This is a genomic window from Halomicronema hongdechloris C2206 (assembly GCF_002075285.3).
Lineage (GTDB): Bacteria > Cyanobacteriota > Cyanobacteriia > Phormidesmidales > Phormidesmidaceae > Halomicronema_B > Halomicronema_B hongdechloris.
The window spans coordinates 3,283,422-3,309,631 of the sequence record NZ_CP021983.2 but is presented as its reverse complement, the minus strand read 5'-3'; the positions used below and the strand labels follow the sequence as shown (position 1 = coordinate 3,309,631).

Sequence of the window (26,210 nt, the reverse complement as noted above, 5' to 3'; positions counted from 1 at the left end):
CCATCAGCTATGAGTTATCTGGAATCAGTAACGTCTTCAGCCATTCTTGCTCTTGGGCTGACAATGCTGGCGCAGGTGGGGGTTGATGATAGTTAAGGCGGATGCCATATCGGGCATCTTCGTAGACCCGGCCAAACACCCCTTGCAGATCCAAGTAGACCTCCTCGTCGTTGGGGTTGAGAGGAATTGGGATGGTAGGCAGGGGTTGCTGTAGGTTCACGGCACAGATATCTCTCTTTGATGGGCACTGGCATGGGTAACATAACCCGTTCTGGTCGTATCTGAGTCGTAACAGGGGTAGCCGTCTTTGACACTGGCAACTCTTGGGTGGGTTGTCTGGCAATGACAGCTACATCGGGGATACCGATCAGCAACTCTTCACTGTTGTCGCTTTGGTAAGCCCGGGTTTTGACTTCGATGTAGTACTTAGGGCTAAGTTGAGGCTCAATGGCAGCAGCAATGGTTCCAATTAGCCGAAAGTGAAAGGATGACCAGAAGCTGGGTTGTTCGATATAGGGATCCATCCCTGGGAAGGGGGAAGGCATGGGAGATGGGAGCGGTGGTCAACTCAGTGACTCTATTTTAGCTGTGTCGCTCCAGCCCCAGCCCCAGCCATGGAGTAGGGGCCCGTCGGCAGGGCAAGAGCCTGGCCATTGACCTGCAGGTGAAAGAGGGGGTTATTTTGCTCCCCACCACCGTACAATCTCATCGCACTGATAGTGGTAGCCGCGGTATACTGTGCCCTACGGCATGGGCCCAGCTACTCCTGCCCCCACCTAATTTTCCTCACTCCCTGCCTGATAGCCATCGTGGCCTCTTCGACCCCCCTGTCTCCCCTGGGATATCAGTTCCGCACCGCCGTCAAGGCGGGTGACTTTTTAGTGACCGCCGAAGTCACTCCCCCCAAGGGCGGTGATCCCCAGCGCATGGTTAGCATGGCTCGCTGTCTACGAGGGCGGGTACATGGGGTCAATATTACCGATGGCAGTCGAGCCATGTTGCGGATGGCCTCCTTGGCCGCCGCCGCCATTTTGCAGCAGGCTGGCATTGAGTCTATTTGCCAGATGGCCTGTCGCGATCGCAACCGCATTGCCCTCCAGGCCGATCTGATGGGCGTCCATGCCCTGGGGATTCGCAATCTCCTAGCCCTCACCGGCGATCCAGTCAAAGCTGGCGACCATCCCGACGCAAAAAGCGTCTTCGATCTAGAGTCCATTCGGCTGCTGCGAGTAATCAACCAGCTGAATCAGGGGGTCGACAGCCATGGCAAATCCCTGCCCGATGGGGCCACCGACCTCTTCGCTGGGGCCGCCGTCGATCCGCAATCCCACAGTTGGTCCGGCCTCCAACGACGATTCAACCGCAAACTAGATGCCGGCGCCCAATTCTTTCAAAGCCAGCTGATCACCGACTTTGAGCGGCTAGAAAAATTTATGGATCAGATTGCTGTAGGGTGTCACCGCCCAGTCCTAGCCGGCATCTTCCTGTTAAAGTCAGCCAAGAATGCCGAGTTCATCAACCGGCACGTGCCGGGAGTTCAGATTCCAGAGGCGTTGATTCAGCGCCTCGCCGCCGCCAGCGATCCTCTCCAGGAAGGCATGCAGATTGCAGCGGAGCAAATCCGAATCGCCCGACAATTATGTCAGGGGGTCCATATAATGGCGGTACGGCGGGAGGACTTGATTCCGCCCATTCTTGATTTAGCTGGGGTGGCTCCCCTAGAGCCATCACCGTCCCATCCTAATCCCGCTTAAAATCATGCGGTTTTCGGCATGCAGCCTCTGTATCAATGAGACAACAGGTGTCTAGAATCCAGTCTAGTGGACACAGCGGATCGGCTTTCCATTGAAGCCCCCATCACAACGGTAACGGCTTACTCACATCAGGCCCAGGTAAGACGCCAGGGAAAACTCACCCTCAGCCCTGGCCAGCATCATGGGGTTCTGGCTCCCTTACCAGCAACCCTAGACCCAGACTCTTTACAAGTAGGTATCCACGGCGCCACGGCTCACCTCCAAGCCATAGAGTTGCGTCCTGTCGCCGCGGTCTCTCCCCAGCCCATGGAGTTGGTCCTAAGCGATAAGATTCAGCGACTAGAAGCCCAGCAGCAACAGCTCCAAACCACCTTGGCTGCCCTAGAGACGCAACATACCTTTCTGCAGCAACTGGCCAAACACTGCGCCCGCACAGTGGCTGACAGCCTAGCTCAACGGCAGGCTACCCTAGACGATGTCCAAGCCCTGCTAACCTTCCTGCAGCACCGCTTAGAACAGCTGATCGCGACCACCAGCCAACAGCAGCAACAGCAGCAGCAGCTGGAACAGACCCTGCAAGCGGCTCGCCAACAGCAAGCTCACTCCGAAAGCCATGCTGATCAACCCTATGGTCTGCACTTGGCTATTCAGGCCAAGGACGCCGGTGAATACACCGTAACCGTGACCTACACGGTTACTGGCGTCAGCTGGTCTCCCCTCTATGACGCCCATCTCGATACCGAAAGGGCCTGTCTCTATCTGAGCCAAGGGGTGCAGATCCAACAGCACAGTGGCGAAGACTGGTCCCAGGTGCGGCTGGAACTCTCGACGGCTTCACTGCCTTCCTCCCAGGCGGCGGCGCCTCCTGCCTGGATGCTGTGGCTCAACCATCCCTCCTTTGCTCACCGCCGCTCCTATGGAGACGAGACCCGACGGCTGATGGGGGCGGTACCGGGAAGCGAACTCCCGCCAGATCAGGGGACAACTAATGGGAACAGCGAGCCGGCCCCCGCGGCCACCCCCATCTTTCGGGTTGCCCTAGAAGGCACCCATACCCTACCCCACCAGCAGGCAACTCAGGTATTACCGGGGGTCAGCTATCCCCTTGACTGCCACCTGACCTATCAGGCCTTTCCCCAGACTCAGGATCGAGCCGGTCTCACTGCTACTGTGATTGCTCCCCGTGATAGTTTGCCCCTGTTGCCTGGCCCCCTGCGACGGTTTCGTGATGGCGTTTATCTAGGCACCGATCGTCTGCCATTTATGATGCCAGGCCAGCCCTTAGCGCTTCCCTATGGTTCTGCCGAGGATCTGCCACTGCAGCGTTTTCTAGTGAGTCGTCATCAGGTGAGTACACCGATGAATCGGCTGACACTGCGCTACCGGGTGATCCTGACCAATACCCATGCCCGACCAGTCACGGTGACTCTGGTGGAGCAATTGCCCCGCAGTCAAGACGATCAGATTCGAGTGCAGTTGCAGGAGGCGGAGCCCCCCACCCAGGTCTCAGAGGACAGTCAATGCCGTTGGCAAGTATCACTTGCCCCCACCATGACCCAGACCATTGAGTATCAAATTATGGTGGAATCTCCGGCCGGTATCCCGCTGCGGGGGATAGATCCAGAAGCGCAGTAATAGCCACTAATCCCCTTGGAATCCGCTAGGGTTGAAGCAACCCATTATCCGTCCCCATCCCATGGCTGAGTATCCTGGACTCTCTAGTGACGCCTTTCGCCATCCCCTCGACCGCCAGGCTGAAGCCGCCCTGCGCAGTGTGCCCGGATTTGATATCGTCGCCCGCAAATTTGTCGAGCTGTTGTATGAGCGACCCCAGTATGTCTATTTGATGGGCAATGCCATTCAGGTTGGCCCCCGTCAGTATTCGACGCTGTATCAGTTGTTTCGCGAGTGTGTGAGGGCGCTGGATGTGGAGCCAATGCCCAGCCTCTTTGTGGCCCAAAATCCGGCCGTCAATAGCTATTCCCTAGGAGAAGATCGGCCTTGTTTAGTGATTAATACCGGGGCGCTCGAGCTGCTGGATGAGGCAGAAGTACGCACCGTCATTGCCCATGAATTGGGTCATATTAAGTGTGGCCATACCACGCTCAATCAAATGGCCGCTTGGGCCATGACCACTGCTGCCTTGGTGGGAGAGCTCACCTTGGGCATTGGCACCATGGTCAGCAGTGGCCTGGTCTATGCTTTTTATGAGTGGCGACGAATGGCGGAGTTGTCTTGCGATCGCGCCGCCCTGTTAGTCACCGATGACTGGCGCTTGGTGATGCAAACCATGATGAGGGTGGCTGGCGGCAGCCGTAAGTTTGCCCATGAAATTAGCCTGCAGGAGTTTGAACGCCAAGCCGAGGCTTACCATTCACTCGATCAAGATGGCCTCAACCAGATTTACAAGTTTCTCCTGTACAATGGCACCCCTGGCGCCATGTTGAGCCATCCATTTCCGGTGGAACGACTGCAGTATTTGAAGCAGTGGGCAGCCTCAGAGGAGTATGCCGCCATTAAGCGGGGAAATTACCGCCGCCGGACTACGGAGGGCGCGGTGGATGTGTCGTCGTCTGCCGCCGATAGTGATGTGGAACGCTTGCGTCGGGAACTAGCGGAGCTGCAACAGGAACTGCAGCGGTTAAGGCGACCCTAGGGCTGGGATAGGCCCTGCCATTGCCGATCATGAACGATAAGTTTCTGTGAAGGGGGGCGGGACGGGGGCCTGGTGAGCTATATAGGAAACGCTATGACCAAGGCATAATGGCCATGTTTCCCCCAGACCAGAGCCTAGACCAGAGCCCAGACCAGGCTACCTCGGCGACGACTATCGAGGTCTCGGTTGTTGTCCCGGTTTACAACGGCGAGCAGGATCTACCACAGTTGCTGGCGGGGTTGCGATCGCAAACCTATCCCCGAGAGCGGGTGGAATATCTCTTAGTGGACAATGGCAGTTGCGATCGCACCCCTGAACTGCTGCAAACAGCCTGCGAGCAAGCTCAGCCGCAGGGGCTCACCCTAAGATCCCTGCGCTACGACACCATTCAGAGCTCCTATGCTGCCCGCAATGCCGGTATTCGGGCTACCCGCGGCGCGATTGTGGCCTTCACCGACGCCGATTGCGCCCCTGACCCAGAGTGGCTCACCCACCTAATATCCCCCTTTTCAGAGGCCACCGTCGGCCTCGTGGTGGGAGAAATTCAGGCCCAACCCAGCACCACCCTGCTGGAACACTACGCCGACCATCAAGGCATTTTGTCCCAGACAAATACCCTGGCCCATCCCTTCTGTCCCTACGGTCAGACCGCCAACCTAGCTATCCGTCGCCTGGCCCTGGAGAAAGTCGGCCTCTTTCGTCCCCACCTCACCACCGGCGGCGATGCCGATATGTGTTGGCGGCTGCAACAACAAGGGGGATGGCAGCTGCGATTCGCTGAGCAGGCAGTGATCCGACACCGTCATCGTCAGACCCTGGCCGAGCTGCGGCGGCAATGGCAGCGCTATGGCCGCTCCAACCGCTTTTTGCACGAGCTTTACGGCGTCCAGTTAATGCGCCCCCTTTATCCCAAAGAGACCCGCTATCGGCTGCTGCGTTGGGTGGGCAAAGAACTGCCCCAGGGCCTATTCAAATGGTTGACTGGCCGCGGCTCAGCCATCGACCTGATCGTTACTCCCCTGGATCTAATCTGCGCCAACGCTCGCACTCAGGGGCAGCAACACTCGGCCTTACCCCCCAGAGGCCCCAAACCATTGCATGGCTCCATGAGGAACTGGGATGTAACATTTTAATGATTTCGGCCACCTTTCCCTATCCCCCCACCCTAGGCGGGACCCAGGTACGCACCTTTTACCTGCTCAAAGCACCTGAGCCAGCACCACGCCGTCACCCTGGTCACCCAGCGTTCAGATACAGTTACAGATGCCGATATCGCCGCCCTGAAAGGCTGGGTCGATCATCTGCAAGTCTTTCCCCGCCCCAGCTCCCAGCAGCTGGCAGAGCGGTTGGCTCGGTAAGCTCAACCGCTTTGGCCATTTCCTCCTAGAAGCCACTCCTCCCCATGTGCACTACGTCTGGACTACCGCCATGCAAGATTGGCTCGACACCTGGGTAACCGCCGGCAAGGCCGACGTCATCACCTGTGAGCACAGCGTCAACGAAATCTTCGTGCGGCCAGCTTGGCGCCACTGCGTCAAGAAGACCGTGGTCGATATCCACAGCTCTCTCTACGGCACCTGTCAAAATCAACTACAAACCGGCACTGCCGAGAAGCCCTGGCGAGATCGCCTCAGCTTACCCTTGCTAAAGCGCTACGAGCGCCGGTACACCGCCAAATTCACAGACCTGGTCGTGACTACTCCAGAGGATCAACAACAATTTCAAGGCCAACCAGGCCAACAAACCCTCCACGTCATCCCCAACGGCGTCGACTTAACGGCATTTCCCTACCGCTCTATGGATCCAGGTGGCCATCGCCTGGTATTTGTCGGGGCCATGGACTACATCGCCAATATCGACACCGCCAAGTTCCTGGCCCAAGACATTCTGCCCGCCCTACGCCAGCGCTACCAAGATGCGGAGGTGCTCTTGGTAGGGGCCCGCCCCACAGACGAGGTCAAAGCCCTGGGGGCCCTACCCGGTGTCACTGTTACCGGTGCCGTGCCATCGGTGGTGGAGTATCTGCATCGAGCCACCGTCTGTGTGGTGCCCATGCGCATTGGCTATGGCATCAAGAATAAAACCCTAGAGGCCATGGCTGCAGGGGTGCCAGTAGTCGCCAGTGAGCGCGGGCTGGAAGGATTAGCGGTGGACTCCCCCCAACGGGCGCTGCGGGCCAATACCGCCACAGACTATGTCACGGCCATTAGCCGCCTGTTCGACGACGAAGTGCTACGTCAGGAGTTGGCCAAGCAGGCCCGCAGCATGATTGAAGCAGACTATACCTGGGAACAGGTCGGTCGCCACTATGAGCAAGTGTTATCCTCCTGAGAGAGTGGGTATAAGCTCTGCATGGACAGGCGAGCAACGGCCATCTCGAAATTGACAACGTCCTCTCCTGCCCCCCTGCATCGAGGCAGCGAGGATACTCCTGATGGTGGAGACGAATGGCCCCGATGGATAGGGCCATTGCTGTTATTAACCGGAATGACCCTGGCCACAACCGCCGTGGCGATTAGCATCTGGGTAGGTGGCCGGCTGATGATGCAGCCCCAACTACCCAACTGGCTGTCACGATGGGTCTCCACTGACTCAACCGCGGAGCCAGAGGCGCCCCAGCCATGGACAACGATCCAAGCTCGGGTCACGGCCGTTGGTCAGCGGCTGGGGACGCCAGTGCCATTGACCTCGACAGCCTCGGAGCCAGAGGGGGCCTATGTTCTATGGCCTATCCTGACGCGGGAGCCCGCCTGTGGCCAGGACTGCTGGGCCATCAGCGAATTGCGGGTATATCGCCGACAACCCGACACCACTCCCCCGCTATGGCAACTCATCACTCGCCAGTCAGTGCCAGGGGTAACAGATGCTGCCATCGTCGCTCCCCTCCTGGGCACTCCCCTAGAAACCACGGCGGCTCCCCATAGGCGTCCCCTCACCTCAATCACCGCCTTGCCGTCGACACCAGGGGCTCCAGGAGATTGGCTCCTCCTCTACAGTGATTGGCAACAGGGGTTGCGGTATGGGCAACTTGTCCATTTCGATCCGCAACATCAACACCTGAATCAACTCCTGCCCTGGAGTAGTCCCTCGGGGAAATTGCCCAGGTGGCAAGACCTAGACGGAAGCCCCCCGCCTGAATTGGTGGTGGATGCCACAGTGGGCTTAGAGCCTAGCTTCACCGCCTATCAGATACGGTTGGCCCCAGGCAGTCGCTATCTACAGCTGCAGACGATATCCCTACTGCCAGCGGCCCTGGAGGTAGTCTCCCTGCAGTCGGCTTATCAGCAAGCCCTACAACTGGCTCGAGCAGGGGTATGGTCAGAGGCTCACGACCGGTTACAGGCCCTTAAACAACGGGCCGGTTCTGACTGGACCATCGCCGCCGCGGGGCAGTTGAGCCTAATAGCCCTCCACGCCGATTACAGCCAGGTCCAGGCTGACCGGACCTGGGCCACCCCCAGCCAACAAGTTTTAGCAGCGCTATTGGATGGTCGCTGGCAGGCAGCCCTCAGCCACCTAGAACAGGCACCGGAGGCCAGTGACGCCCTCTGGCAACTGCTGGCTGATGACCGCGGTCGCCTGTGGAACCGAGTCATTGCCACTCTCCGCATCACCCCTGACCATGAGAGCGTTCAGATCTGGGGCGGCCTGATATTAGCCGCCCAGGAATCCCCGGCAGCGGCCCATCAGTGGCTGGCTCAACAGGCTCAGAGTCTGGCCCGGCAACGATTCTCGGCGACACTGGCAACGCTGGAGGCCGCTCGCCGCCCCACTACTTCCCCTTCCCCATCGGAGGCTGCAGCCGCTGCTACTCCTAGGCGGAATCACTCTACCCCAGCGCCAGCCATCGTTCATCTATTGGGTCAGGCCACACCCCTCAGCCTTACCCCAGCGGACTGGCAGCTGGTGCAATCCCCGCCCGCCCTCTCGTCTGATCGTCGCTGGTATGCTGTCCATATCAGCCACTGGCAAACCCAGCAGGGCTGGCAACAGGCTCAACCAGCAGCAGATTGGTCTACTCTGGCATCTCGTCAGGGATGGATAGGGGCTAGGCCTCTGACCATGGTGTTGTGGCAGCAGCAAGGTCCTCAGGCGACACCTGTACAGGTATACGGATGGCGCCTCAGGCAACATACCCTCAGTCTATTAGTCCCGGGGCCAGTTCCCACTGACCCAGATGCCCCCTTTCCCCCCCTAGTGACCTCTCTAGCGGATCTGACCTGGCCGTCTCAGGAAATGGCCACTCCCCTGCCCCAGTTTCTCAGCCTCTATCCCCATTGGCGCGATCGCATCGCTTCCCTATTCCATTTACAATCCCTGGCATCACTGCCCCCTTCCCTAGCCACGGCCTCCCTCTATCAACTGCCCTTGGGGCAAGATAGTCGGCCAGCCACCCTGCTCCGGTTGGCCCCATCTCCCCAAACCCCAGCATCCCATCCCCCCACCCTGATCGTGGCCGCCGATGGCACAGTCCTCTACGATGATAGACAGCAAGCCCAAGCGTTCGTTGCTCTAGCCCGCTCAGGGGAAACACCATCAGTTCTGGCTCTGGTGCATCGCCAAGGCAAATATGTCGTTGTGCCAGTGCCATAATTAGCGAATCGGCAACATTCGGGTTGTCTACATTACATCTAGCCATGAACTTCGTGATCCCCCCTTGCCAAGTCGTCCTGGCGGGCACACACTGAAGATGAAGCGCGTGGGTTAGTTCTGCCAGTTCCGAGGTTTTAAGTGAAACGAGTTTTAGCGATCATTCTGGGGGGCGGTGCCGGCACTCGCCTGTATCCATTGACAAAATATCGCGCCAAACCGGCTGTTTCCTTGGCTGGTAAATATCGGCTGATCGATATTCCCGTTAGCAATTGCATCAATTCTGAAATTCTTAAAATTTATGTCCTGACGCAGTTCAACTCGGCCTCGTTAAATCGCCATATTGCCCGCGCCTACAGCTTTTCCCAGTTCTCGGACGGATTCGTAGAGGTGCTGGCCGCTCAACAGACGCCCGAAAGCCCCAGCTGGTTTCAGGGAACGGCGGATGCGGTCCGTAAATACCTGTGGTTGCTAGAAGCCTGGGATGTGGATGAGTATCTTATTCTCTCGGGTGATCACCTCTATCGCATGGACTACCGCCTATTTATCGAGCGCCATCGCGATACTGGGGCCGATATTACCCTGTCAGTGGTTCCCATCGGCGATAAGCTGGCCTCGAGTTTCGGCCTCATGAAAATCGATATCGCTGGCCGGGTGGTGGACTTCTATGAAAAACCCAAGGGCGATGCCTTAAAAACCATGCAGGTGGACACCTCTACCCTGGGGCTAACGCCAGAACAAGCGAAAGAAAAGCCCTACATCGCTTCCATGGGTATTTATGTGTTCAACAAGCAGGTGTTGGTCGACCTGTTGCGGAAAAATCTCGATCAAACGGATTTCGGCAAGGAGATTATCCCGTCGTCGGCTCAGGATTACAACATTCAAGCCTATCTTTTTGATGGCTACTGGGAGGACATCGGTACCATTGAGGCCTTCTACACCTCTAATCTAGCCTTGACCAAACAGCCGCAGCCGCCCTTTAGCTTCTACCAAGAAGACGCCCCTATTTATACCCGCTCTCGGTATTTGCCTCCCAGTAAGTTATTAGACTGTCAGGTTACCGAGTCCATTATCGGTGAGGGATGCATCCTGAAGAACTGTGAGGTGCATCATTCTGTGATTGGCTTGCGGCAGCGGATCCATGAGAACTGTATCATCCAAGATGCCCTGCTCATGGGAGCCGATTACTACGAGCCCCTCTCAGAAAGTAGCCAGCATCTGACCCGCGGCAAGATTCCCATGGGCATTGGTGAAGGCACTGTCATCCGCAAGACCATCGTGGATAAGAATGCTCGCGTTGGCCGCAATGTGCAAATCATCAATAAGGAAGATGTGGAGGAAGCAGAGCGGGAAGACCTGGGCTTCTACATCCGCAGTGGCATCGTGGTGGTGCTGAAAAATGCTGTGATTCCCGATGGCATGGTGATCTAAGGCCTGAACGTCAGGGGAGATTAACAGCGCCTAGGTAACGGGGTTATGGTTCGGCGGCGGTGAGGATCCCCTTGATTCTGCTAATTGGTCTACCGGGTAGCGGCAAGTCTACCTGGGCGCAGCAATTTGTCAGTCAGCATCCTGCCTATGAGATTGTCTCCACCGATGCCATTCGCCAACAGCTCTTTGGTGACGAGGCGGTGCAAGGCTCCTGGCCCCAGATTTGGCGGCAGCTGCAGCACCAGTTGCAGCAGAATGTCGCGGCGATTCGTCAAGGACATCGGCAGGGAACCATCTACGATGCCACCAATGTGCGACGGCGGCATCGCCGCGATGCGATCGCATTGGCTCGCCACCTGGGCTTTGACTCCATCACCGCCCTCTGGTTTGATATTCCCTTAGCCATCTGTCTGCAGCACAACCAGATGCGATCGCGTCGCGTACCCGACGAGGTGATCGAGCGAATGCACCGCCAACTGCAAGGAGCCCCCCCTGCCCACTGGGAAGGCTTCGATGCGATCCATCGCTGGGGATGTGATGGCCGGATTGAGTAGCGAGTAACGAGTCACTCTGCTGCTACGCACGGGCACAGCCCTACGCACGGGCTAAGCCCTCCGGGCAGGCTACGCCAACGCCCTACACTCGTTACTTTTCCCTCTTCCCCTGCCCTCTCCTGATATAAGGGGAATGGCCCTAAGCACTATGATCTATATCTTTTGAAATTTCCGGATTTCGTCAACTTAACCCATCGCCATTCCCATCGAGGCCACCGTTGGGACGCGAACTGGCATAGTTTGCTTTGGACGACGGCGATCGTGCTACTGAGTTTACTGCTAATTTCTCCCATTGCCGTCGTTCTCAGTAGCATCCTCAGTGAGTCCGGCGACGTGTGGCGACATCTAGCCACCACCGTACTGCCGCAGTACATCACCAACTCCCTATGGCTGATGCTAGGCGTCAGCCTGGGTGTCATGCTCATCGGCGTGACCACTGCCTGGCTGGTGACCATGTGTCGCTTTCCCGGCAGTCGCCTGTTTGAGTGGGCCTTGCTCTTACCCTTGGCGGCTCCCTCCTATCTACTGGCCTACACCTATACAGACGTCCTGGACTACTTTGGTCCTGTGCAGACTACCCTACGCACCCTCTTTGGATGGCAGCGAGCAACGGACTATTGGTTCCCCAACATTCGCTCTTTGGAGGGAGCCATCCTACTGTTCAGCCTCACCCTCTATCCCTACGTCTACATGCTGACCCGGGTATCCTTTCTAGAACAGTCAACCACGACCCTAGAAGCCAGTCGCTCCCTAGGGTGTGGCCCTTGGCGAAGTGTTGGGACCGTGGCCCTGCCCTTGGCTCGGCCTGCGATCGCAGCCGGGCTGGCCCTGGCCTTAATGGAAACCCTAAACGACTTTGGCACCGTTCAGTATTTTGGCGTTCCCACCTTTACCACGGGCATCTACCGCACTTGGTTTGGCATGGGAGAACAGACGGCGGCGGCTCAATTGGCAGCAGTCCTGCTGCTCTTTATCTTTGGCCTGATCCTATTGGAGCGCTGGTCGCGACGGCAGGCGCGCTACTACCAAAGCCAGAACCGCACCCACTCCTTAGCAGTGTATCGACTGCGTGGTTGGCGAGCCTGGACAGCCTGGAGCATCTGCCTGTTGCCCATTCTGTTGGGATTACTGGTGCCCGGCGGGTTGCTCCTACAGATGGCCATCAACCATGCCGACCAACCCCTCACGTACTCCTTCATCGATCTGGCCAACCACAGCTTGATTCTGGCTGGACTCACGGCCCTACTGGCGGTCATCTTGTCGCTGATCATGGCCTATGGTGTGCGGCTACAACCCAAGCGGATATTGCATCTCAGTGTCCGTATTGCCGCCATGGGCTATGCCGTGCCCGGGGCTGTCATCGCCGTCGGCATCCTGATTCCCATCAGCCGCTTCGATAATGCCATCGACGCCTGGATGCGAGCCACGTTCAACATATCCACCGGCTTGCTACTTAGCGGGACCATCGTGGCCCTGATTTTTGCTTACCTGGTTCGCTTTCTGGCCGTGTCCTTCGGGGCAGTTGAATCCGGCCTCACTAAAATTCGTCCCAGCCTGGATGAAGCCTCCCGTAGCCTGGGCTATAGCCCCACCCAAACCCTGATGCAAGTGCATGCCCCCCTGATGGGCAGTAGCCTGCTCACCGCTCTGATGCTAGTATTCGTCGATGTCATGAAGGAACTACCGGCAACCCTGGTAATTCGACCCTTCAACTTCGATACGCTAGCCGTGCAAGTCTATCAATATGCCGCCGATGAACGGCTGGTCGAAGCCGCCGCTCCAGCCTTGAGCATCCTCTTGGTGGGCTTACTGCCGGTGATTTTACTCAGCTGGCAGATTGCCCGAGCTCATCCCCCCAACCCCTAGCCCAGGCTCAGTCAAATCAGGAAGCACACCAAAGTGACTCATCAATTACAATCAGTGGCCATGGTAACCGGGGCCTCGAGTGGGATTGGCCGTGCCATCGCCCAGCGTCTGGGCCAAGACGGTTATCGTTTAGCCCTCTGTGCCCGTCGGCAGGAGGAACTAGACACCCTCCAACAGGAACTGGTAGCCCAGGGAACTGCGGTCATTACCCGACCGGTGGATCTACGTCGTGAGGCCGATATCCTCGCCTTCTTCGAGGATATTCGCCAACGTTGGGGTGGGGTAGATGTCTTGATCAACAATGCCGGGTTAGGGCACAAGCAGTCCCTGATGGATGGGGAAACTGCCGCCTGGCGAGACATGCTGGAGGTCAACGTGCTGGCCCTGTGTATCTGTACTCGGGAAGCCACTCGAGACATGCGGGCCAAGGGAGGGCGCGGCCATGTGATCCACATCGGCTCTATGTCGGGGCATCGGGTGCCCGGTGGCAGTGGGGTCTATTCGGCCACTAAGTTTGCCGTCCGTTCCCTGACGGAGGGCCTGCGCCAGGAACTGCGCGCGACTGCCTCAGACATTCGCATTTCCTCCATCAGTCCTGGCTTCGTGCAGACTGAATTTGCCGAGAAATATCATCAGAGTGCGGCCAAGGCCACCGAGCTTTATAGCCAGTACTCGGTGCTGCAGCCAGACGATATCGCAGCAGCCGTAGCCTATATCTTGCAGCAGCCCGACCATGTCCAGGTGCATGATTTGTTGGTTCGCCCTACCCGGCAAATGAGTTAGCGGCTCGGCCAGAAAGATTAGGATAGGTTTGGGTATGTTAGAACATGTCCAGACTCGCCGTTATCCAGGTAGACCTCGTGGTTCCTCTTCGCGACGAAAATCCCATTCGGATTACGCCCTATGTTACCTATGGCCTGATTGCGGTCAATGTGTTGGTGTTTTTGGTAGAAATCAGCCTGCCCCCGGATGCCCTACTGGCGTTTTTTAAGAGTTGGGCGATGGTACCAGAGCAACTCAGCACCAGTTTTCAAGGGGGGGTGTCGGTGGTCAACGCCGAGGAATGGTTGACCCTGATCACCAGTCAGTTTCTCCATGCTGGCTTATTGCATCTGGGGGGCAATATGCTCTACCTGTGGATTTTCGGCAACAATGTTGAGGAGCAACTGGGGCGGGTCCAATTTCTAGGGTTCTATCTGTTGTGTGGGGTGTTGGCCTCTCTGGCCCAGTGGTATGTGGCTCCTGAGTCCGAGATCCCATCCCTGGGCGCCAGTGGCGCCATTGCTGGGGTGATGGGGGCCTACATCTTCCGCTTTCCTGAAGTCCGCATCCTCACCTTTGTCCCCCTAGGCTTTTTATTCACGACCCTGCGGATTCCGGCGATTTTATACCTGGGCATCTGGTTTTTACAGCAGGCCCTCTACGGGGTGTCTAGCTTAGAAGCCCCTGCCATGGTGGGTATGGAAGGAGGTGGAGTCGCCTACTGGGCCCATGCTGGCGGATTTGTCTTTGGCGCTGTGTTGGGTCCCCTATTCGGTCTCTTTGATCGGGCCTCTGCCTCTAATCAGTCTCTCGGGGCCGATGAACAACCCCCTAGCCCCGATCCACCCGAGTCATAAGATAGGTAGGCCTGGTACAACACGATTGTCGACGTGTTACTATCGCCTGGCTTCGGGGCATTGTTAAAGTATGGCTGGGCCATGATGATTTTTTAATAGTGTTCTCTGAGGAAGACAGCCTAGATTGGCTGGACTATTTGTTCTAGCTCATTCATGATTTATCCATCGGAAAATGTCTAGGGAATGCTAAGGATACACCGCTTTATTTAAGCTACTTCCTTACTTAAGAGGGATGCGGGGGCATTGTTTTATCTCTGTAGATGGTAGAAACCTTTGTCTTAAACTCATTTGCGATCGCACCTAGATTCATTTCCCGCCATGGCCAGCAATAAGCTCCGGAGAGGTGGCTATGGACATGCTTCAGATTGAAATTTTGTTGATCGAAGATGACGAAGCCGATGTCGATCTCATCCATGAGTACTTGAGCGAGGCGACCAATTGGCAAGTCACTATCCACCAAGTCAATCGTCTCGCTGCTGGCATCGACTGCTTGCAGCACAGACCCTATGACCTCGTCCTCCTCGATTTATCCTTGCCCGATAGCAGTGGGCTCGATACCTTCTTGAGACTCCGTCACCATTCTCCCCAGGTGCCCATCGTCATCCTTAGCGGCAACACCGATCAGACCCTAGCCTTTAAGGCTGTGCAAGCGGGAGCCCAAGATTATCTGCTCAAAGGAGACGTCGACACCCAGAACTTGACCCGAGCCATTCGCTATGCCATCGAGCGCCATCGCCTCTGGACCGAATTAACCCTACAAAAGCAGGCCCTCGAAGCCAGCCAGCATCGCTGGCATATCCTGGTCAATCAACATAGCGATGGGCTGGTAGTCACTAACACCCAAGACGTGATTCAATTTGCCAATCCTGCCGCGGAGCGATTATTTGGGCGCTCGGCAGCCGAGCTCGTCGGCACCACCCTTCCCATTGCCGGGATCGATAACACCGCTGAGTTATTGTTGAATACCTCCGATAATCATCCCCTAACCGCTGAAATCCGGTTAGCTGGCGTGCAATGGGAAGGCACCCCTGCCTCCTTGATCTCACTACGAGACATCACTGACCGCAAACAGGCCGAACAGACCCTACGGAAGCAGCAGGCGCTATTACGGACCATCATCTCTTCGGCCCCCATTGTCCTATTCGCCGTGAATACCCAGGGCCAATTTACCCTGGCAGAGGGCCAGGGCTTGTCCTGTTTTCCCCTTACTCCGGAACAATGGGTGGGAAAGTCCTTAGACACCCTAGCCCCCGATTTAGCCCCCTTGCCCCAGGATATGCGCCGAGCCCTGCAAGGGGAGACGTTCATGGCGACCCGCAAGCTCCTGGGGCACACCCTGGAGTGTTGGTATACGCCCCTGTGGGACGGTCAGTCTGGCAACAGGGTCGAAGCCATCGTCGGGGTGATCACCGATAGCACCACCATTAGTAAGCTGCGGGAAGAACGGGATCGCTTCTTTGAACTCTCGTTAGATTTACTCTTTATTGCCGACCAAGATCTACAGTTTCAGCGCCTGAATCCAGCATTTCTATGGAAATTAGGCTACGAAACCGATGCTCTCATTGGCTGCAATTTTTATGATCTAATTCACCCAGATGATGTGGCCTCAGCCCAGCATCACATCGAACAATTACGCCAAGGCGAGGGCCCCGGAGTCCTATTTCAAACCCGTTGCCAGACCCAGACAGACACCCATGTTTGGATCGCTTGGAGCCTGGCTTACTCAGCCGAGCAGACCACGTTCTACGCCGTAGGGCGAGATATTACTGAGCAAAAGCAGTTCGAACAACGGCTGCACTACCAAGCCAACCACGACGCCCTCACCGGCTTGCCTAACCGAGCCTACTTTACAGAAATCCTCAATGAACTGCTGCAACCCTCCCGGCGCCGCAAAAGCGATCTATTTGCCGTGTTATTCATCGATCTCGACCGCTTCAAGATTATCAACGATAGCCTGGGCCACCTAGCCGGAGATCACCTGTTGATTACGATCGCCCAACGGTTGCAGGGGTGTCTGCGAGACGGGGATTTGGTAGCCCGTCTCGGCGGCGATGAGTTTGCCATTCTCCTCAATCAAGTCAGCGGCTTAGACGATGTGATCACCGCTTCCGAACGGATGTTGCAGAGTGTAGCTCAGCCCATGGTCGTCCAGGGTCAAGATGTGCATACGTCGGCGAGTATCGGCATCGCTCTTGGTAATGACGCGTATACCCGAGCAGAAGATTTACTGCGGGATGCCGATACGGCCATGTACCAGGCCAAGTCTTCTGGTAAGGCTCAATACGCCATCTTTCAACCGGGTATGCATGACTATGTCTTGGGTCAATTACAGTTAGCCAATGACTTGGTGGGCGCCCTCGATCGCGATGAGTTTTATCTGGAGTATCAGCCCATTATTGCCCTCAATACTAGCCATATTTTGGGGATAGAGGCATTGATTCGTTGGCAGCATCCACAACGAGGTCAGGTTTCCCCAATTCAATTTATCGCCATCGCAGAAGAAACTGGTCTGATTATTGCCATCGGTAACTGGGTATTGCAGCAGGCCTGTCACCATTTGCGACAAATTCTCCTGGCCTACCCGAGCCTCGACAGGCTATTTATCAGTGTCAACCTATCGGCTAAGCAGTTGGCCCAACTCAACTTTGTGTCGTGGGTGACAGAGGTATTACGGGCAAATCACCTCAGCCCCAGCCAGCTCCAGTTTGAGATTACCGAGAATCTATTTATCCACGATGCCTCTCGAGCAGCCCAGACCCTGGAGCAGTTACGACAGTTGGGCGTTGGCATTAGTTTAGATGACTTTGGCACGGGGTATTCCTCCCTCAATCACCTGTACCAGATGTCAATTCAAACCCTCAAAATCGATCGCTCCTTTATCGGTGACATCGAGAGCCTTGGCGAGAAATGGGATGTTGTCCAGGCGATCGTGGCCCTCGCTCGCATCTTCCAGCTGCAGGTGATTGCAGAGGGAGTAGAAACTCCAGGACAGCGGCAACAGCTCTGTGGGCTCTCCTGCGTTGCGGCCCAGGGATACCTTCTCAGTCGTCCCCTGCCCTTCCAGACTCTACTCCCTTGGTTGGATAATTACGGCAATCCCTAGCTCTGGGCTAGTCTGCCAAGGCAGACAAGGAAATGCTGATACAGTTCGCCTTCCTGCTTTAGCCAATAGAGGGGCATTATTTCCATCGCAGAGTACTAGTTACAACCTGATTACTGCGACAACAGCTCGATATTGGCAAATTCGAAGGTCTGGGTATCGGGACCATGGTCGGTGTCGGTTACCACGTGGCGACGGCTAAGGATGAAGTAGTCGCCGACGCGCTCGTAGTCATCTTCAAACACGCTTTTACCGCCCCGGGGCTCACCGGTTTTGGGGTCATGGTAAATCGAGTCGTAGCGGTGGGAGAGATAGCCCTCGCCAGTGTTATGGCTACTAAAGGTGTGGATGGTGACCACGACGCCATGGATGTGGCGATGCACCATGGTGACTTGGTTGTCACGTAGGTGGTAGCGATCTCCGTCGGCCTTACCGCCCATGAGAATCTCAATGCCGCCATCGGCTAGGGTTTGGCCGTATTGAAAGCTATTTTGACCGTGGGTGTCTTCGAAGGCTCGCCGTACCCGGTGGATGGCGGTTTCCCAGAGTTGGTTATGAACGGCTTTTTGGGCGGTCTCATCGGTGATGTCTGTGACCTGGGCTTTCAGATCGGCTCCCACCCGTACCTGGCCAGTCACCGTCTGACCGTTGTGGGTATAGGTAACCTTGGCCGTATACCCTGGAAAATTAGCATCCCAGGTATATCGGTTCTCGTAGGCTGAGCGAAATAGATCGCGGGCTGAGGTCTGAGTTCCGACCATGGTGTCTCCTTGGAGCAACGTGCAGTGGACCTGGGGGCAATGGTAGCGTTTGCCAATCAGCTATGTTCTAAGCTACCTGATAAAGGCTATACCTAACATACTGACGATACTATCGCGATGATAAGGGGATAGGGGTGTGCGTCCATCCGGAAATGGCGCTGAGCAGTTGTCGGTGCTGATTTTAGCAGGCGGCCAGAGCCGTCGCATGGGCCAGGATAAGGCGTTGTTGCCCTGGCAAGGGGACACGTTGCTGGGCCGTACCTGTCGGTTGGCTCTGACCTGTTGCCCAACAGTGCTGGTGGTGACTCCGTGGCCACAGCGCTATCGCTCGCAGCTGCCGCAGGCGGTGTGCTTCATTACTGAGTCTCATCCCCCGGGGACGCCCCCCCCAGGACCGTTGATGGGCTTTCTGCGAGGGCTGCCCCAGGTTTCCACCGAGTGGGTACTGTTGTTGGCCTGTGACTTGCCGCGATTATCTGAGGCGTTGCTGCAACAGTGGGCTAGCCAATTAGACCAGGTGTCGCCGCAGATGCTGGCGTGGGTGCCGCGAACTGAGCAGGGATGGGAACCCCTCTGTGGCTTCTATCGGCGAGGTTGCCTCCAGAGTTTGCAGCAGTTTGCTGCCGGAGGGGGCCGCTCGTTTCAGCGGTGGCTAGATCAGGAGGCAGTGCAGCCCTTAACCTTGCCCCATGCCGCCGTGCTGTGGAACTGTAACACGCCCCAGGACTGGGCCACTATCGGGGGGCAAGACTTTTGCTAGCGCAGGATTAGGGGATCGCGGCGGCGGCTGGCGGCGATGCGATCGCACAGTCGAGTCACCGTCTCTTGAACTTGCCCACTGACCAGCAGGGTTTCTGCCTGGGCGATGCCCGCCTCCAAGCTAGAACAGAGGCCACTTTGCCAGAGATAAAAGCCACCATTCCACAGGGCCACCGGCATCAGCGGGGAAGGGGCTCCCCGGAGCAATTGCTGCAGTTGCTCGATATAGACTAACGGCTCCGACAACGGGAATTCGCTGCTGTCTCCCAACCCATACTCCCGGGCATGCAATAACAGCCGCTCTTCGCTGCCGTGACGATGGATACCAATGATGGCAGTTCGAGCCCTGGGTAGATCACTACTACCCTCCAGACCTTTCACCGTAAGGTAATGGGGGATGCCCTGCAAATCCAGCGTGCCCGTTAATAACCCCTCCGTAGGCGGGTGCACATACCCAGACACCAGACAAGCGTCTCCGGCATAGGGACACCACATCAGCTCGGCCGTGGCCATGGGGGGGCGCTTGCCAATCTGCTCTCGATAGGGAACCAGTCCCTGAGCCAAGGGAAACTGCTCTGGCAGATAGAGAAAGCCCACCCCCGTGGCCTGAAACACAGCCTGTACCTGGGCTAAGGATAGCCCCATCCAGTCAATGCCAAGCCCCTGCCAGATATCGATCAGCGGTAGTCCGTACTTCGTCGGCATACAGTTGCTGCCATGGAGCACCACAGGACATCCCATCGTCGCCAGCAACAGGGCCACCAACGGCTGGGCTGGGGCCGTGCGAGAGCGACCATCATAGGGCAAGCCGAAGACCATAGCAGCTTTCGAGGACGGCTGGCTAGACAGTCGCGGACCTAAGACCCCATAGGCATCTAAGATACCGGCCAACTCGATGGAGGTGGGTCGGCGGATGCGATGGGCGATGAGAAAGGCGCCAATCTGGGCCGGAGTGGCCTCCTGCTGCAACATCATCCTAGTGGCCAGGGCTGCCTCCTGCCGAGTCAGTTGCTTGGATGTATGGGTACCACTGCCAACCTTCTTCAGCAATTCCCTAAACTGATGACTCATGCCACACTCACCTCCCAATCATTTGCCGACCCGCCCTAGCCATCTGGCTATTGGTGCCAGGACCAGTGCTTGATAGCACCCATGCCCCACTAGGCCCCTAGGCAACGGCTGAAATGATGCGCTGATTGGCGCCGCGCACCAAGGCACAAAACCGTTGAATCGGAGGGATGTCAACCCGATCCTGAGTGGTCACTAGCAACACTCGCCGCACCAAAGGTGGATCTTCAGTGGGGCGAATGGCCAGGGTCTCATCCTGTTGACTATCGATCAGAGCCGATTGGGGCAAGAGGGCAATGAGCTGCCCCTGCCGCACAATGCCCCGAAAGGCCTCCAGGGTGTTTAACTCTAGCACTGTCTTAGGCTCTACTCCATAGCGCTGGAACTGCTCCTTCACCAAACGCTGCATGCCATAGCCATCCTTAAACATCACTTGCGGACGATGCACGAGCTCAGCCCAGGGCACAGCACTACAACGACTGAGGGGATGCTCGGCTGCCATCAGTACCTGAATCGGTTCTTCATAGAGGACATCGACCACCATTTCCGGCCCCGTGGTCAACAGCGGATTTTCCATGACAATGGCTACATCCACCAAGCCATCCCGCAATACTTTCAGGGAACGATCGCTGCCTAGGGCCGTGACCCGCAGTTGCACCTCTGGATACACCTGGCAAAACTGCTGCAGAATCGGGGGCAAGAAATAGGCACAGACAGACTGAATCGCCGCCACACAGAGCTCTGGTTGCTTGCCGGCCATTAGCGTATCGATCTCTTGCACGGCCTGGGCCCACGCCTGAGAAATTTTTCGGGCTTGGGGCAGGAGGCAGTCTCCGGCGATGGTGAGCTTGGCCTGGGACGTGCGGTGAAATAGAGATGTCCCCAGTTCCGCTTCCAGGGTTTGAATCTGGCGACTGATGGTAGATTGGGTCACATTACATTCCTGGGCAGCCTTTTGGAAACTGCCAGTGGCAGCTACAGAGAGAAAGGCCTGTAGATGTTCTAGACGCATGACAATGAGTTGCAATCGGAAGCTCCAGTGGCTCCCTAAGGCATCATCACCAGAAGCGGGCTCTAGATTTGTATCAGCGACACCAAATTGATGGGAAGAATCATGGCTTAGGGGGCTTCAGGCGCAGAGGAGCTCCCCTGACTATTGAGTTGACGCAGGGCTTCGCTCGCATGCATACGCACTCGCGGATCGTCATCCTGCAGGAGCTGTTGCAACAGCGGCAGGGCATCGGGATGACGTAAGTATCCTAGGGTGAGAATCAGGTGAGGCCACAGTGGAGCCGGGACAATTCCGACTCTCAGATAGTGGCAGAGGGTCATGGCAGCTTGCTCTTGCAGAGCCCTATCCTCTAAATGATTGAGACCGCTAATGATCTCTGCCTGGGCCGGCAGCGCCAAGGTCGTCCACCGTTCCATCAGACAGCTGAGGCCACCTTCCGTCAGACACCGCATTAGCGATCGCACCAAGGCAACTTGCCGGTGAACCGGGGGAGGCGGTCCTTGTAACGCCGTGATCAAGGCCGTGATGGCAGGGGGGGTACCCAGCCGTCCTAGGGTGTTAGCCGTCAATTGGGCAACGTTGTCATCAACATCGGTCAGCCCCTGGGCCAAGCGCGCAATATGGGCTGGCTGCATCTGAGTGGCGGACCACCGGCCCAGACCCCGAACCGCTTCAGCTCGAACCGTAGCCTCACGGTCATCCAGAGCCATCATTAGCACCGGCAACAGATCTGGCTGGGAGAAATGGCCCAGGGCTGCCATAGCTGTCGCTCGTACGCTGGCTTGCTCATCTCGAACCACCTGCATCAGTAGCGGGATAACGGCACGGTGGGGGATACGGGCCAAGGCCTGCACCACCAAGGGGCGCTGAACCGGATATTGCAACAAGGGAGCTAATGCAGTGACCGCGGCCACGCCGATTTGAGCCAGAGCCGCCGCCGCCATTTGCCGCAGGTCGTCGTCGTCACTGTGGAGAAGTAACTGAATCAGGGCCTCAATAGCCGTCGATGATTCAAAGTTACCCAAAATGCGAGTCACAAACCAGCGCACCTCCCAATCTAGGGCTTCATCCTGCATCAGTTCCAACAGAGCCGGCAGGGCAGCGACTCCAATCTCAGAAAACTGCTTGGCAACTTGCCAACGGTCCTGAAAATCTCCGGCCAGCAGGGTGTCAATAGCCGTGGCGATGGCCGCAGGCTGGTCGGAGAACATCGCACCTTGAGAATCGGAAACAGGCGACAACACAGGACTCCTAGATTCGTCTGCTCTAGCCTACCACCGTCCTTCTCCATGCAATACATGCATCGCCGTTATACGTTTATTGCAAAATATTTAGCAAACCGTAGTTGGATATACAAAGTACTTTCTAAGGCTTACCTATCGTGTTGACAACTTAGGCCGCTATCTAATCGTCATTTAAGTCTCAAATCGGGCCTTGGCTGCTGCAGGAATCATGCGTCTAGGGGAGAGTTACGACTTGATATTTGTCAATTTCATGACACACATCGGGCAAAGTTGGCGTTCTTACAGAGGCGCTGACAGTCTCCCAGGAAGATAACCACTAATGGTTCATCACAGCGAGTTCCCCAGGGATGACTCCCCGCTCAAAATCCTATCTATGTTGCCTAATGGTCACTTGCAACGGCCATGACGTCTCGGGATTTTACAGTGTATTTCATAGATCTTGATGTTGTTTAGAGGAAAACCCCGTGGTTTCAGCCTCAAAAAAGACTGGCACTAAACTCAATAAGTTTGAGCGCTATAAGGCCGAAAAGGATGGCCTAGCGGTTAAAGACGAGCTTGAGGAAATGGCCCAAATGGGTTGGGAAGCGGTAGATGAAACCGATTTAACCCAACGGCTGAAGTGGCTGGGCATCTTCTTTCGTCCGGTTACCCCTGGGAAATTCATGTTACGGTTACGCATGCCCAACGGCGTTTTGAATAGCCATAGACTGCGGGTGTTGGCCACTATTGTGCAACGCTATGGCGATGACGGTAGTGCCGATATTACCACTCGACAAAACCTGCAGCTCCGGGGCGTTCGTCTAGAAGATATCCCTGACATTTTTCAGCGCCTCAAGCATGCCGGCATGACCTCAGTGCAGTCTGGCATGGACAATGTCCGCAACATCACTGGCTCACCGGTGGCTGGTCTAGACGCCAATGAATTGATTGACACCCAGGGGCTAATTCGCAAAGTCCAGGACATGATTACCGGCAATGGCGACGGGAATTATGCCTTCACCAATCTGCCCCGTAAATTCAACATTGCCATTGAGGGCGGGCGGGATAACTCAGTCCACGCCGAAATTAATGACATCGCCTTCGTTCCTGCTTATCGGGAGGAGCAACTGGGCTTCAACGTCCTAGTGGGAGGCTTTTTCTCCGCCCGTCGCTGTGCCGCCGCCATTCCCCTGGATGCCTGGGTTCCCCCTGACGACACGGTGGTGGATGTGTGCCGCGCCATCCTAGAAGTGTATCGGGATCATGGCCCGCGAGCGAATCGGCAGAAGTCTCGCTTGATGTGGCTGATCGATGATTGGGGCTTGGACAGGTTCCGCAGCACCGTCGAAGCCGCCATGGGTCGTCCCTTGGCCAGGGCAGCTGCCACCGATGAGATCGACTGGGATAAGCGAGATCATATCGGTGTCCATCCCCAGAAACAGCCTGGTCTTAACTATGTGGGCTTACATGTGCCAGTGGGGCGTCTGCAAGCAGACGACATGGTCGAGATTGCCCGATTAGCTGAAGTCTATGGCAATGGCGAGATTCGGCTCACCGTGGAGCAAAACTTGATTTTGCCCAACATCCCAGATTCTCGCCTGCCGGTGTTTCTGCAGGAGCCAGTGCTGCAGAAATTCTCCCTGGAACCGACTCCCCTAGTGCGTTCCCTGGTATCCTGCACTGGCTCTCGCTTCTGCAACTTTGCCCTGATCGAAACCAAACAGCGAGCCCTGGCTCTGGCCCAGTCCCTGGATCAGGCCCTGGCTGTGCCCCAACCCGTGCGTATCCACTGGACTGGCTGTCCTAACTCCTGTGGGCAACCCCAGGTGGCTGATATTGGCCTCATGGGCACCAAAGTCCGTAAGGATGGCCAAGCCGTCGAGGGAGTCGACATCTATATGGGCGGGAAAGTCGGCAAAGATGCCCAACTGGGCCAGTGCGTGCAGAAAGGGGTGGCCTGCGAAGACTTGCCCCAGGTGATGCAACAGCTGTTGATCGATCACTTTCAGGCCCAACCTCGAGAGGCTGACAACCAGAGTCAGCACAATGGCCATACGGTGACGGCCCTCTAAGTTTCGATCCCCACGCCTCTTTCAGGTCATTCCCAATCCATCGAGGGGATCGCCTGGCTCAGCGGCGGCTGAGCGAATTCCTGACCGTGAGCCATGACTCACCCTGGGATTACCCACGCAACTTCCATCTACTAAGGAGACAATACCCATGCTTGCTGAGATGTGGTCCTTACGAGGCCGCTATAAAATCCTCCACATGACGTGGTTTGCCTTCTTCCTATCCTTCGTCGTCTGGTTTAACTTGGCTCCCTTAGCTACGGCGATTCAGGAAGAGTTTGGTCTCGATGCCGGGCAGATTCGCACCATTGCCATCTGTAACGTAGCCCTGACCGTCCCTGCCCGGATCATCATCGGCATGTTGCTGGATAAGTATGGCCCCCGCCTAACCTACTCCCTGCTGCTGATCTATGCCGCTATTCCCTGTATTGCTTTTGCCGCTGCCCAAAACTTCAGCCAACTGGTGGCAGCGCGCCTGGCTCTGAGTATTGTGGGCGCTGGCTTCGTCATCGGCATCCGCATGGTGGCGGAATGGTTTCCACCTAGGGAAATCGGCCTGGCCGAGGGCATCTACGGTGGCTGGGGCAACTTCGGCTCTGCTGCCTCTGCCTTTACTATGGTGGGCTTAGCCACTTTTCTCAGCTTCTTTCCCGGAGCCTTTCAAGTGGCCGATGGTCCCCTACTAAACTGGCGCATGGCCATCGCCGCCACCGGCATCATTGCCGCCCTCTATGGCATTCTCTATTACTTCAGCGTGGAAGATACCCCGCCGGGTAAGCCCTATCAGCGGCCCCACAGTACCCGTGGTGTTGAAGTGACCAGTCAGCGGGATTTCTGGTTCTTGATGGCCATGAACTTGCCCCTAGTCGGTATTCTGGCGGTGCTAGCTTGGCGCCTCAAGGGCATTGGTTTCCTCAATGATGGCACCTTTGCTATTACTCTGATCGTCTTGGCGGGTCTCTATCTATATCAGGCCTACAACTGCTGGCACGTCAACCAGGAGCTACTCACCGGCCGCAAGCGCTATGCCCCCGAAGATCGCTATCCCTTCTCCCAGGTAGCCTTGTTAGAGCTAACCTACATCGTTAACTTTGGCTCCGAGTTGGCCGTGGTCTCCATGTTGCCGGCCTTCTTCGAGCTCACCTTCGGCCTCAGCAAACAGGCCGCTGGCATGATTGCGGCCACCTATGCCTTCATGAACCTGATGTCTCGCCCGGGGGGCGGTCTGATTTCTGACCGCATGGGCAGCCGCAAGATGACCATGTCCGTATTGTTGCTCTGTATGGGCATTGGCTACCTGATGATGAGCACTGTCACCAATGCCTGGCTCTTGCCCTTGGCCATTGCCTTGACCATGGTCTGCTCCTTCTTTGTGCAGGCAGCTGAGGGCTCCACTTTTGCCATGGTGCCGCTGGTGAAGCGCCGCATTACTGGTCAGGTGGCCGGAAATGTCGGGGCTTACGGCAATGTGGGCGCGGTGGCCTATCTCACCATCTATAGTCTGTTGCCGGAAGGCGTCATCGGCGATCGCATCTTTTTCCAGGTGCTAGGTGTGGCTGGCGTGGTTGTGGCCATGCTCTGCTTCTTCTTCATGAAGGAACCCCGGGGCTCCTTCGCTGAATTCCATGAAGGGGAAGAAGCCTATGTGACGCCGTCTACGCCGGCTCCCCTACCGGTGAAGGAATAGGTCTATGGGGTGGGGTAGCTCCCTTGCGATCGCAAATCTCAACCCCGGGCTACCCTGCCTT

Annotated in this window: 19 protein-coding genes and 2 pseudogenes; 15 read left to right on the top strand and 6 right to left on the bottom strand. The window is 56.7% G+C overall.

All coding sequences use genetic code 11. The features are described 5' to 3' along the window. Positions 1–7: 7 nt before the first annotated feature. Positions 8–220: a DUF4058 family protein gene (locus XM38_RS29040; RefSeq protein WP_225889324.1), complete on the bottom strand. Its 213-nt coding sequence runs from the start codon at positions 218–220 to the stop codon at positions 8–10. Positions 221–253: 33 nt separating this feature from the next. Continuing rightward, positions 254–545: pseudogene (locus XM38_RS29035) on the bottom strand (DUF4058 family protein); the annotation flags it as partial. A gap of 261 nt (positions 546–806) precedes the next feature. Here XM38_RS29035 and XM38_RS14990 point away from each other — a divergent pair. The 12 genes and pseudogenes from XM38_RS14990 to XM38_RS14935 all read left to right on the top strand — a co-directional run bounded on the left by XM38_RS14990 (position 807) and on the right by XM38_RS14935 (position 17,573). Beyond that, complete coding sequence (locus XM38_RS14990) at positions 807–1,754, top strand: methylenetetrahydrofolate reductase (RefSeq protein WP_088431709.1); 948 nt, start codon at positions 807–809, stop codon at positions 1,752–1,754. A 66-nt stretch (positions 1,755–1,820) separates the two neighbouring features. After that, a complete protein-coding gene (locus tag XM38_RS14985) occupies positions 1,821–3,389 on the top strand; it encodes a mucoidy inhibitor MuiA family protein (protein ID WP_088430269.1) in 1,569 nt (522 codons plus the stop codon). A gap of 61 nt (positions 3,390–3,450) precedes the next feature. Further along, complete coding sequence (locus tag XM38_RS14980; protein WP_088431707.1) at positions 3,451–4,410, top strand: M48 family metallopeptidase; 960 nt, start codon at positions 3,451–3,453, stop codon at positions 4,408–4,410. A gap of 113 nt (positions 4,411–4,523) precedes the next feature. Beyond that, positions 4,524–5,543 (top strand): glycosyltransferase family 2 protein, encoded by a 1,020-nt coding sequence (locus XM38_RS14975; protein WP_088431705.1) that lies wholly within the window; start codon positions 4,524–4,526, stop codon positions 5,541–5,543. Continuing rightward, positions 5,543–6,741: pseudogene (locus tag XM38_RS14970) on the top strand (glycosyltransferase family 4 protein). The gene XM38_RS14975 and the pseudogene XM38_RS14970 overlap by 1 nt, the downstream one beginning before the upstream one ends. Positions 6,742–6,792: 51 nt before the next feature. After that, complete coding sequence (locus tag XM38_RS14965; RefSeq protein WP_137455133.1) at positions 6,793–9,003, top strand: atrophin-1 family protein; 2,211 nt, start codon at positions 6,793–6,795, stop codon at positions 9,001–9,003. 138 nt (positions 9,004–9,141) lie between these two features. After that, positions 9,142–10,431: a glucose-1-phosphate adenylyltransferase gene (locus XM38_RS14960; protein ID WP_080807049.1), complete on the top strand. Its 1,290-nt coding sequence runs from the start codon at positions 9,142–9,144 to the stop codon at positions 10,429–10,431. 71 nt (positions 10,432–10,502) lie between these two features. Then, positions 10,503–10,985 carry an AAA family ATPase gene (locus XM38_RS14955; RefSeq protein WP_202978899.1) on the top strand — a complete coding sequence of 161 codons (483 nt, stop codon included), beginning with the start codon at positions 10,503–10,505 and terminating at the stop codon, positions 10,983–10,985. A 240-nt stretch (positions 10,986–11,225) separates the two neighbouring features. Then, on the top strand, positions 11,226–12,851 hold the full coding sequence (locus XM38_RS14950) for an ABC transporter permease (RefSeq protein ID WP_088431703.1): 1,626 nt from the start codon (positions 11,226–11,228) through the stop codon (positions 12,849–12,851). A 33-nt stretch (positions 12,852–12,884) separates the two neighbouring features. Further along, positions 12,885–13,634 (top strand): SDR family NAD(P)-dependent oxidoreductase, encoded by a 750-nt coding sequence (locus XM38_RS14945; protein WP_225889323.1) that lies wholly within the window; start codon positions 12,885–12,887, stop codon positions 13,632–13,634. Positions 13,635–13,711: 77 nt separating this feature from the next. Continuing rightward, positions 13,712–14,470, top strand: coding sequence for a rhomboid family intramembrane serine protease (locus XM38_RS14940; protein ID WP_080807111.1), 759 nt, complete (start codon positions 13,712–13,714; stop codon positions 14,468–14,470). A gap of 349 nt (positions 14,471–14,819) precedes the next feature. Continuing rightward, positions 14,820–17,573: an EAL domain-containing protein gene (locus tag XM38_RS14935; RefSeq protein ID WP_088430265.1), complete on the top strand. Its 2,754-nt coding sequence runs from the start codon at positions 14,820–14,822 to the stop codon at positions 17,571–17,573. 110 nt (positions 17,574–17,683) lie between these two features. Here the strand turns inward: XM38_RS14935 and XM38_RS14930 are convergent, their stop codons facing one another. Then, entirely contained in the window at positions 17,684–18,331 is a 648-nt protein-coding gene (locus XM38_RS14930) for a DUF3386 domain-containing protein (protein WP_080807042.1), read from the bottom strand. A gap of 136 nt (positions 18,332–18,467) precedes the next feature. Between XM38_RS14930 and XM38_RS14925 the strand changes: the two genes are divergently transcribed. Next, positions 18,468–19,091: a molybdenum cofactor guanylyltransferase gene (locus tag XM38_RS14925; protein ID WP_225889322.1), complete on the top strand. Its 624-nt coding sequence runs from the start codon at positions 18,468–18,470 to the stop codon at positions 19,089–19,091. Here XM38_RS14925 and XM38_RS14920 read toward each other — a convergent pair. From XM38_RS14920 to XM38_RS14910, 3 genes are all read right to left on the bottom strand, one after another. After that, complete coding sequence (locus XM38_RS14920) at positions 19,088–20,161, bottom strand: anthranilate phosphoribosyltransferase family protein (RefSeq protein WP_080807041.1); 1,074 nt, start codon at positions 20,159–20,161, stop codon at positions 19,088–19,090. The genes XM38_RS14925 and XM38_RS14920 overlap by 4 nt on opposite strands. Before the next feature lie 97 nt (positions 20,162–20,258). After that, a complete protein-coding gene (locus XM38_RS14915) occupies positions 20,259–21,170 on the bottom strand; it encodes a LysR family transcriptional regulator (protein WP_088431701.1) in 912 nt (303 codons plus the stop codon). Positions 21,171–21,277: 107 nt separating this feature from the next. Next, complete coding sequence (locus XM38_RS14910; protein WP_187329421.1) at positions 21,278–22,414, bottom strand: HEAT repeat domain-containing protein; 1,137 nt, start codon at positions 22,412–22,414, stop codon at positions 21,278–21,280. A gap of 464 nt (positions 22,415–22,878) precedes the next feature. Here XM38_RS14910 and XM38_RS14905 point away from each other — a divergent pair, with 464 nt between their 5' ends. Both XM38_RS14905 and XM38_RS14900 read left to right on the top strand, forming a co-directional pair. Further along, on the top strand, positions 22,879–24,465 hold the full coding sequence (locus tag XM38_RS14905) for a ferredoxin--nitrite reductase (protein WP_080807037.1): 1,587 nt from the start codon (positions 22,879–22,881) through the stop codon (positions 24,463–24,465). A gap of 148 nt (positions 24,466–24,613) precedes the next feature. Next, positions 24,614–26,149: an MFS transporter gene (locus XM38_RS14900; protein WP_080807035.1), complete on the top strand. Its 1,536-nt coding sequence runs from the start codon at positions 24,614–24,616 to the stop codon at positions 26,147–26,149. The last annotated feature ends 61 nt before the right edge of the window (positions 26,150–26,210 follow it).

Coding starts and splice junctions, on each gene's coding strand:
- XM38_RS14915 (WP_088431701.1), bottom strand. CDS start 21,170: ATGCGTCTAGAACATCTACAGGCCTTTCTCTCTGTAGCTGCCACTGGC.
- XM38_RS14900 (WP_080807035.1), top strand. CDS start 24,614: ATGCTTGCTGAGATGTGGTCCTTACGAGGCCGCTATAAAATCCTCCAC.
- XM38_RS14920 (WP_080807041.1), bottom strand. CDS start 20,161: ATGAGTCATCAGTTTAGGGAATTGCTGAAGAAGGTTGGCAGTGGTACC.
- XM38_RS14980 (WP_088431707.1), top strand. CDS start 3,451: ATGGCTGAGTATCCTGGACTCTCTAGTGACGCCTTTCGCCATCCCCTC.
- XM38_RS14935 (WP_088430265.1), top strand. CDS start 14,820: ATGGACATGCTTCAGATTGAAATTTTGTTGATCGAAGATGACGAAGCC.
- XM38_RS14975 (WP_088431705.1), top strand. CDS start 4,524: ATGTTTCCCCCAGACCAGAGCCTAGACCAGAGCCCAGACCAGGCTACC.
- XM38_RS14930 (WP_080807042.1), bottom strand. CDS start 18,331: ATGGTCGGAACTCAGACCTCAGCCCGCGATCTATTTCGCTCAGCCTAC.